This is a genomic window from Streptomyces sp. CBMA156, from assembly GCF_014596515.1.
In the GTDB taxonomy this organism is placed as follows: domain Bacteria; phylum Actinomycetota; class Actinomycetes; order Streptomycetales; family Streptomycetaceae; genus Kitasatospora.
The window spans coordinates 1-8,233 of sequence record NZ_MSJQ01000147.1 but is presented as its reverse complement, the minus strand read 5'-3'; the positions used below and the strand labels follow the sequence as shown (position 1 = coordinate 8,233).

Below are 8,233 nucleotides of genomic sequence, written 5' to 3'. Positions count from 1 at the left end.
CCGTCGCCGCCACCGCCGTGACGGTCGGGCAGGTCCTGGGCGATCAGCGCCGCCTCGGCGAGCAGCCCGCGCACCTCGGTGGCCCGGTAGAAGATCCGCGTCCCCTCCCGCCGCGCCACCACCAGCCCGGCCGCCCGCAGTTTCGCCAGGTGCTGGGAGGTCGCCGCGACGTGCGCCCCCAGCAGCTCGGCCAGCTCGCTCACCGGCAGTTCCCGGGCGCTCAGCGCCCACAGCAGCCGGTAGCGCGACGGGTCCGCCACCGCCTTCAGCACCGCCACCGCCCGCTCCGCCGCCTCGGCGTCCCAGGCCTCGTCCCGCGTACCACCCATGAAGGGATCGTACCGAGGTGTGCCCGCGCGCCCGGAGCCGGGAAGACCAGGCCCGGGCGCCGGGGTGCTTCCACGCCGGCCGGGGCCGGGCCCGGCCGAGGACCGAGCAGCGGGCGCCCGCCCTCTGGCCTACGTCAACGATGTCGGCATAGCCTCTCGGCATGAGCGATCGCGTAGTCCCCGAACCGCAGCGACGTCGGCGCCGCCCCACCAAGCAGGGCGTCGTCCTGTCCGCCGAGCTGATCGTCGCCACCGCGATCCGGCTGGTCGGCCGGCACGGCGCCGAGGCGCTCACGGTGCGGCGGCTCGGCGCCGCGCTCGGCGCCGACCCGAGCGCGGTCTACCGCTACTTCCACAGCACCGACGACCTGCTGCTCGCCGTCGCCGACGAGCTCATCGGCCGCGCCCAGCACGGCTGGCAGCCCACCGGCGACTGGCGCGCCGACCTGCGCGCCATCGGCCTGCGCATCCACGCCAGCTACCAGGCCCACCCGCAGGCCGCCATCCTCGCCGCCCACCGCACCACCGGCCGCGCCCACGAGATCACCGCCGTCGAGACGATCCTCGGCATCCTGCGCACCGCCGGCTTCCCCGACCCGGAGGCCGTCCTGATCTACCACGCCTTCGTCGACCAGAGCCTCGGCTTCGCCGCCCTGGACGCCGCCGCCCTCGCCCTCCCGGACACCGCCAGGAACGCCGACCACCAGGTCTGGCAGGCCTCCTACGCCCGCCTCGACGCCGTCGGCCACCCCAACATCGCGGCCACCGCCCACCTGCTCACCGCCGACATGAACCGCAGCGGGTACCCGTACGCCCTCGACCTGCTGCTGGAGGCCGCCGGGGCGCGGCTGCGGGCGGCGCGGGGCTGAAGGCCCCCGTGGCAAGGCCGGCGGTGGTGAGCCCCCGTGCGCTCACCACCGCCGGCCGGTCCGCCCCGCCCCGCCCCGTCTCGCCTCGTCTCGTCCGGTCTCGTCCCGTCCCGTCTCGCGGGCTCAGTCCGCCGCGTGCACCAGCCGCCCGCCGACGTAGGTGCGCTCCACCCGGGCGTGCGCGATCTCCTCCGGCGGGCCGGTGAGGATGTCCCGGTCGAGCACCACCAGGTCCGCCAGGTGCCCGGCCGCCAGCACCCCGGCGTCGTCGTACCCGTTCAGGTACGCGCTGCCGGCCGTGTACGCGGCGATGGCCGAGCCCAGGTCGAGCCGCTGCTCGGGCAGGAAGACCCGCCCATCGGTGGCCTCCGGCTCCATCCGGTTGACCGCCACGTGCAGGCCCGCCAGCGGGTCCGGGCTGCTCACCGGCCAGTCGCTGCCCGCCGCCAGGGTGGCGCCGGCCCGCTGGAGGGCGCCGAACGGGTACTGCCAGGCGGCCCGCTCCGGCCCGAGGAAGGGGATGGTCAGCTCGTCCATCTGCGGCTCGTGCGCGGCCCAGAGCGGCTGGATGTTGGCGACGGCGCCCAGCCGGGCGAAGCGCGGCAGGTCGTCCGGGTGGACCACCTGGAGGTGGGCGAGGTGGTGCCGGGTGCCGCGGCGGCCGTTGGCGCTGCGGGCGGCCTCGACGGCGTCCAGCGCCTCGCGCACGGCCCGGTCGCCGAGCGCGTGGAAGTGCACCTGGAAGTCGAGCGCGTCCAGTTCGGTGACGTACCCGAGCAGCGCCGCCGGATCGACGAAGCTGAGGCCGGAGTTGGCCGTGGCGCAGCCGCAGCCGTCCAGGTACGGGCTGGTCATCGCGGCGGTGAAGTTCTCCGCGATGCCGTCCTGCATGATCTTCACCGAGCCGGCCCGGAACCTCCCGTGGCTCAACTCCTCGCGCCGCCGGACGAGTTCGGGGATCTGTCCGGCGCCGCGGTCCCGGTCCCACCAGAGCGCCCCGGCGACCCTGGCGGTCAGCGCGCCGGAGCGGGCCGCGGCCAGGTAGGCGTCGGACGGGTCCGGCTGGCCGTTGAACTCGCCGAGCAGCGCGTCCTGCCAGCCGGTGATGCCGAGCGAGTGCAGCAGCCGCTGGGCGCGCAGCAGTCCGTCCAGCCGGTCGGCGGCGGTCGCGGGCGGCAGCAGCCGGGCGACCAGGCCGGTGGCGCCCTCCTGGAGCGTGCCGCTCGGGGTGCCGTCGGCCTCGCGCTCGATCCGCCCGTCAGCCGGGTCGGGGGTGTCGGCGGTGACGCCGGCGAGCTCCAGCGCCCTGGTGTTGGCCCAGGCGCCGTGGTGGTCCCGGTTGGTCAGGTAGACCGGCCGGTCGGGGACGACGGAGTCGAGCAGCTGCCGGGTCGGCAGTCCGCCCTCGAAGCTCTCCATCGACCACCCGCTGCCGGTGATCCACTCCTGTTCCGGGTTGGCCTCGGCGTACTCCCGGACACGCACCAGGTAGTCGGCGACGCCGACCGTCCCGGTGAGGTCGCAGGACGCCAACTCGGCCCCGCCGAACACCGCGTGGATGTGGGCGTCCTGGAAGCCGGGCAGCAGCAGCTTGCCGGTGAGGTCGACGACCTCCGTCCCCGGCCCGATCAGCTCCCGGACCTCGTCGTGCCCGACGGCGGCGATCCGCTCGCCGACCACGGCCAGGGCGCTCGCCCGGGTGCGGGCGGCGTCGCCGGTGTGGACGGGTCCGCGGGTGAAGACCAGATCGGCCTCGGTCATGGGTGGTGCTCCGTTCTCGTGTGCTGGTGCCTGGCGTGCGTCGTACGGGGCTTAACCGACGGGATCCCCCAGGAAGTACGGCGAGCGCCGCCGCCAGCGGGCCCAGGCCGCCGCCGGGAGTCCGCTGACGATCATCAGGATCACCACGGACAGCTCGAACCAGCCGTTGTCGGCGGCGAGTTCGAAGTGGTCCGTGGAGTCGTAGAAGGTCCAGGCCAGGTAGCCGCCGACGGCGAGCAGCGCCGCCGCGCCCAGCAGCGGCCCGACCACCGCGCGCAGCCCCTCCAGCAGGTCGGTGCGCAGCAGCCCGCGGAACCGGACGGCGGCCGCGACGGCGGTCAGCGCGTAGTAGAGCGCGACGATGATGCCGATCGCGTTGACCGCGGCCGAGATCAGGTCGTTGACGGTCGGGATGGCGATCGAGACCAGCGCCAGGGCGACGGCGACGGCGGTGATCAGCAGGGTGCCGACGGCGGGCGTGGCGTGCCGGGGGTGCAGCCTGGTCCAGACCGGGCCGAGCACCCGGTCGCGTCCCATCGCGTACATCCCGCGCGCGGTGGGGATCACCGAGGACTGCAGCGAGGCCACCGCGGAGAACATCAGCGCGATCAACGGCAGTGCCGCCAGCGGCTGTTGGGCCAGCTTGGCGCCGAAGTAGGTCAGCCCGTGGGCGCCGTTGTCGGCCAGCTCGTCCATCGGCAGCACCCGCTGGAACGCGGTACCGGCGAGCAGGAACAGCAGCAGCATCACCACCAGGGCGACCATGCCGCCCCGGGAGGCGTCCCGCGGGTCGCGCACCTCCTCGCCGACGCTGAACACCGACTCGAAGCCCCAGTAGCAGAACACCGCCAGCACCATGCCCTGCGCGACCGCGTCGAAGGAGGGGATGTCGAAGGGGTTGAACCACTGGAGCGAGAACGGCTGGTCGCCGGCGAACAGCCCGTACCCGCAGAAGCCGAGCAGCACCGCGTACTCGAACACCAGCAGCGCCTTCTGCAGCCGGGCCGCCAGGTCCAGCCCGCGCACCGCGACCAGCGCGGCGCCCACCAGCACCACCAGGCCGAGCAGGGTGCACTGGACGGTGGAGTCGGCGTCGAGCCGCAGCCCGGCGACGCTGCGCACGTGCGCCTGGTCGAGCAGCTGGATGATCGAGGAGCCGGTGACGGTGGTGGTGTACGCCATGAAGACCACGGTCCCCACGGTGTTCACCCAGCCGGTCAGGAACCCCAGCCAGGGGCTGAGCGTGCGCCCGACCCACCGGTAGCTGCTGCCCGCGTCGGGTTCCACGGCGTTCAGCCGGCCGTACCCGCCCGCGATGGCGAGCACCGGCAGGAAGGCCAGCAGCATGATCGCCGGGAGGTGCAGGCCGACCACCCCGGCCATCAGGCCGAGGCCGATCCCGATGCTGCTGGTGGCGGCCGTGCTGGAGGCGGCGATCACCGCTCCGTCCAGCAGGCCGAGCGACTGACGCATCGCGACGTGGGAGCCACCCGCGTCCGTTCCCGGGCCGCCGTCCGTGTCCTTCACCGTCGATGCCAACGGATCACCGCCTTGGTCGTGGGGTGCGCGTGTGGGGTGCGCGTGTGCGGGGGAACTCCCGCGCCGGTCGGAGGGGGTGACCGGGGCGGGAAGTGCGTGCCATGAAACCGGCGGCGCCACCACACGTCAATGCCGTTGTCATAAGACCGGGCAGCCGCCGCGTCCCCCTCCGGCTCCCCCTCGGTTAACCGCGGATTCACCGGGCGCCGGAAACCACGTTCACCTCGGCCGCCTAGCGTCGTTCCCCGGCTGTGTGCTCGCACCGCGGGGCACCCACCGGAACCCGAGCCGCGCACCAGAACCGCGCACCGGAACCGTGTCGACGAGAGGGAACCACAGATGCTCCAGCGCAACCGCCGGTCCACCGCCCTCGCCCTGAGCGCGGTGGCGCTGGCCGGCGCCCTGACGCTCACCGCCTGCGGAAGCGACGAGAACAAGCCCGCGCCCGGCCAGACGAGTGCCGCCTCGATCGCCTGCGCCGGCAAGGGCGGCACCCTCCTCGGCGCCGGCTCCACCGCGCAGGGCAACGCCATGGACGTCTGGAAGACCGCCTACACCGGCGCCTGTTCCGGCACCACCGTCAACTACAGCGGCGGCGGCTCCGGCGCGGGCGTGCAGCAGTTCAACCAGGGCCAGGTCGCCTTCGCGGGCACCGACTACGTGCTCAAGCCCGCCGACGTGGACGCCTCCAAGGCGGTCTGCACCGGCGGCCGGGCGATCGACCTGCCGATGGTCGGCGGCCTGGTCTCGCTGGTCTACAACGTCGACGGCGTCGACAACCTGGTCCTGGACGGCCCGACCGCCGCCAAGATCTTCGACTCGCAGATCACCAAGTGGAACGACCCGGCGATCGCCGCCCTCAACCCGGGCGCCACGCTGCCGGACGCCGAGATCCAGTCCTTCCACCGCTCGGACGACTCCGGCACCACCTACAACCTGACCTCCTACTTCGCCAAGACCTCCGGCGGCGCCTGGAGCGCCGCACCGGACAAGGCGTGGAAGGGCAGGAACGGCCAGTCCGCCAACGGCAGCGCCGGCCTCTCCGCCCAGATCAAGCAGGTCAAGAACTCGATCGGCTACGCCGAACTGTCCTACGCCCAGATCAACAACCTGAAGAGCGCCAGGATCTCCACCGGCGCCGCCAAGCCGGTCGAGGCCACCACCGCCAACGCCGCCAACACCTTCGCCACCTCCACCGTGTCCGGCACCGACGGCGACCTCGCCCTCTCCCTCGACTACGGCACCAAGGCCGACAACGCCTACCCGATCATCCTCGCCACCTACGAGATCGCCTGCGACAAGGGCAACAAGGCCGCCACCCTCGACACCCTGAAGTCCTTCCTCACCTACACGATCAGCGACGCCGCCCAGAAGGCCATCGGCGAGAAGGGCTACGTCCCGCTCCCCGCCTCCATCGGCGACCGGGTCAAGTCCGCCGTCGCCAAGCTCGCCTGAGACCCGCCCCACCCCACCGCCGGCCCCACCGGGGGCCGGCGGTGCCGGCGTTCCCTCCGGAAGGCGTCAGAGCTCGTCGAGGGGGTCGTCGAGGACACCCTGGCGGGCGATGATGTAGCCGAGGTGGCCGCGGCTGCGGCTGCCGAGGAGTTCGCTGGCCTTCTGGATGTGGCTGGAGACGGTACGGGTGCTCATGCCGAGGCGGGAGGCGATGGCCTCGTCGGTGTAGCCGTTGACCATCAGGCGCAGGACGTTCTGCCGGGTGCGGGTGGTCAGCAGCCGGGGGCGGTGGTGGCCCGCCTGGTAGGTGACGGGCTCGGCGCGCTCCCACATCAGCTCGAAGATCTTGAGCAGGTACTCGACCAGCGGCGGGAGTTGGACGAGCATCGCCGCGGCCTCGCGGTCGGCGCCGGCCGGGATGAAGGCGGTGGTGCGGTCGCAGATGATGACCCGGTCGAAGACCTCGTTCAGGGTGCGCACCTGGGCGCCCTGCGCGGTGACCTGCTCGATGTAGGCGAGCGTCGGGCCGTGCGAGCGCACGGTGTGCTGGTAGAGGGTGCGCTGGCGCACGCCGCGGCCGGCCAGCGCGAGGTCGCGCGGGAGTGCGTCGGCCAGCTGGTCGGGGCCGCGTCCGCCGCCCGGCTGGGCGGTCAGCAGTTCCTCGGAGCAGTCGGCGACGGCCTTCTCCAGCGCCGGGTTGATCTCGTCGCCCGCCAGCAGGCGGATCGGCAGCCTGGAGCGCCGCATGACGTCCCGGTAGGCGTGCTCGGCGACGGTGAAGGAGGTGTGCAGTTCGGCGAGCCGCTCCTGGTGGGCCAGTACGGCGAGTTCGAGCGGCCGGGCCAGTCCGGTGGCCGCGACGTCCGGCGGGACGGCGGCCAGCCGGTCGCCGGAGCCGGGCAGCGGGCGCAGCAGGCCCATCGCCAGCAGGCACTCGGGGGCCTCCCCCCGCGCCTCGCCGTCGGCCAGCGCCGAACGGTAGAACTCGATGCCCAGGTCGCAGAGCCGGGGTGTCCCCGTTTCCGCGCAGTTGTCCTGGGTTGGGCACATCTGGGCATCCTTCCGGCTTCGGCATTGCGGCTTCACGAATGCCCGTACCGGTCACAGCCAGGCATCCGGACCGGCAAGATGGTGGTGACTGCCGTTCAGAAGCCGCCCCCCGGGCTCCGACAGCCGTGAGTGTACGCCCAATGGGCGCGGAAATCACCGGCTGACGGTAGTCGAACGAACACGCGTGCGGGGGCGTCGGCGGTGACGGTCCCGGACACGACCGCACCCGGCGACGGCGACCGGGGAACCGCCGGGAAGCCGCGCCCGCCGCCCCGCCGGGGCGTCCGGAGCGGGGGGTCGGCGGACGGAACGGCCTACAGACGGAAGGCATCCCCAGTTGCGAGCTGAGTCCGACCCGGCGGCACCGTCCGCCACCCCCGCCGGCCTGGTGGACCAGCGCCTGGTACGGCAGTTGGCGGAGGCCGCCGCCGCACAGGTCGGCTCCGGCGCGGTGCGGCTGCTGGGCGAGGGCGGGTTGCTCCAGGCCTACGCCAAGCAGCTGATCGAGGGCGCCCTGGAGCTCGAACTCCGGGAGCACCTGCGCGGTTCCGATGCGGGGGCAGGAGCGGGTGCGGGAGCAGGAGTCGGTGCGGGGAGCGGCGGCAACGGCCGCAACGGGAGCCGGGCCAGACGGCTGCTCACCGAGGTCGGCCCGGTCGAGGTGAGGGTGCCCAGGGACCGCGACGGCACCTTCTCCCCCAAGGCCCTGCTCCCCCGGGCCCGTCGGCTGCCCGGGCTGGACCGGCTGGTGATCTCGCTGACCGCGCGCGGCCTCAGCTCGGGCGAGCTGGTGGCGCACCTGGCCGAGGTGTACGGCGTCGAGCTCAGCAGGGAGACCGTCTCGGCCATCACCGACCAGGTGCTCGACGAGCTCTCCGAGCGGCGTGCGCGGCGGCTCGACCCGGTCTACCCGGTGGTCTTCGTGGACTCGGTGCGCAGCGGCCGCTCGGGCGGGCCGCTGGTGCACCTGGCGCTCGGGGTCTCCGTCGAGGGCCGGCGCGAGGTGCTGGGCCTGTGGCCGGCCGCGGACGGGGAGCAGTGGCCGCGGGTGCTGGCCGGGCTCGCCGGGCGCGGGGTGCGGGAGGTCTGGGTGCTGGTCGGCGGCACCGGCGCGGTCCTGGCCGAGGTGCTGGCCGGGCTCGCCGGGCGCGGGGTGCGGGAGGTCTGGGTGCTGGTCGGCGGCACCGGCGCGGTCCTGGCCGAGGCGGCAGCCGCGCAGTGGCCGCGCAC

Annotated in this window: 7 protein-coding genes; 3 read left to right on the top strand and 4 right to left on the bottom strand. The window is 73.8% G+C overall.

All coding sequences use genetic code 11. From position 1 onward, the window contains the following. The coding region (locus BU198_RS12355) for an ArsR/SmtB family transcription factor (RefSeq protein WP_188296887.1) at positions 1 to 329 on the bottom strand (329 nt) is incomplete at its 3' end. A gap of 161 nt (positions 330 to 490) precedes the next feature. On the opposite strand from BU198_RS12355, the gene BU198_RS12350 reads away from it, so the two are divergent. After that, positions 491 to 1,198 carry a TetR/AcrR family transcriptional regulator gene (locus tag BU198_RS12350; protein WP_188296307.1) on the top strand — a complete coding sequence of 236 codons (708 nt, stop codon included), beginning with the start codon at positions 491 to 493 and terminating at the stop codon, positions 1,196 to 1,198. A 123-nt stretch (positions 1,199 to 1,321) separates the two neighbouring features. On the opposite strand, the gene BU198_RS12345 is transcribed toward BU198_RS12350, so the two are convergent. Both BU198_RS12345 and BU198_RS12340 read right to left on the bottom strand, forming a co-directional pair. After that, positions 1,322 to 2,959 carry an amidohydrolase gene (locus BU198_RS12345; RefSeq protein WP_188296306.1) on the bottom strand — a complete coding sequence of 546 codons (1,638 nt, stop codon included), beginning with the start codon at positions 2,957 to 2,959 and terminating at the stop codon, positions 1,322 to 1,324. A 51-nt stretch (positions 2,960 to 3,010) separates the two neighbouring features. After that, a complete protein-coding gene (locus tag BU198_RS12340; RefSeq protein ID WP_188296312.1) occupies positions 3,011 to 4,432 on the bottom strand; it encodes an APC family permease in 1,422 nt (473 codons plus the stop codon). 405 nt (positions 4,433 to 4,837) lie between these two features. On the opposite strand from BU198_RS12340, the gene pstS reads away from it, so the two are divergent. Next, positions 4,838 to 5,953: a phosphate ABC transporter substrate-binding protein PstS gene (gene pstS / locus BU198_RS12335; RefSeq protein WP_188296305.1), complete on the top strand. Its 1,116-nt coding sequence runs from the start codon at positions 4,838 to 4,840 to the stop codon at positions 5,951 to 5,953. Positions 5,954 to 6,019: 66 nt separating this feature from the next. Here pstS and BU198_RS42080 read toward each other — a convergent pair whose 3' ends face one another. Further along, positions 6,020 to 7,003 carry a helix-turn-helix transcriptional regulator gene (locus BU198_RS42080; protein ID WP_223244134.1) on the bottom strand — a complete coding sequence of 328 codons (984 nt, stop codon included), beginning with the start codon at positions 7,001 to 7,003 and terminating at the stop codon, positions 6,020 to 6,022. 337 nt (positions 7,004 to 7,340) lie between these two features. On the opposite strand from BU198_RS42080, the gene BU198_RS12325 reads away from it, so the two are divergent. Then, positions 7,341 to 8,233: transposase (locus BU198_RS12325; RefSeq protein WP_188296886.1), on the top strand; the 893-nt coding region annotated here is incomplete at its 3' end.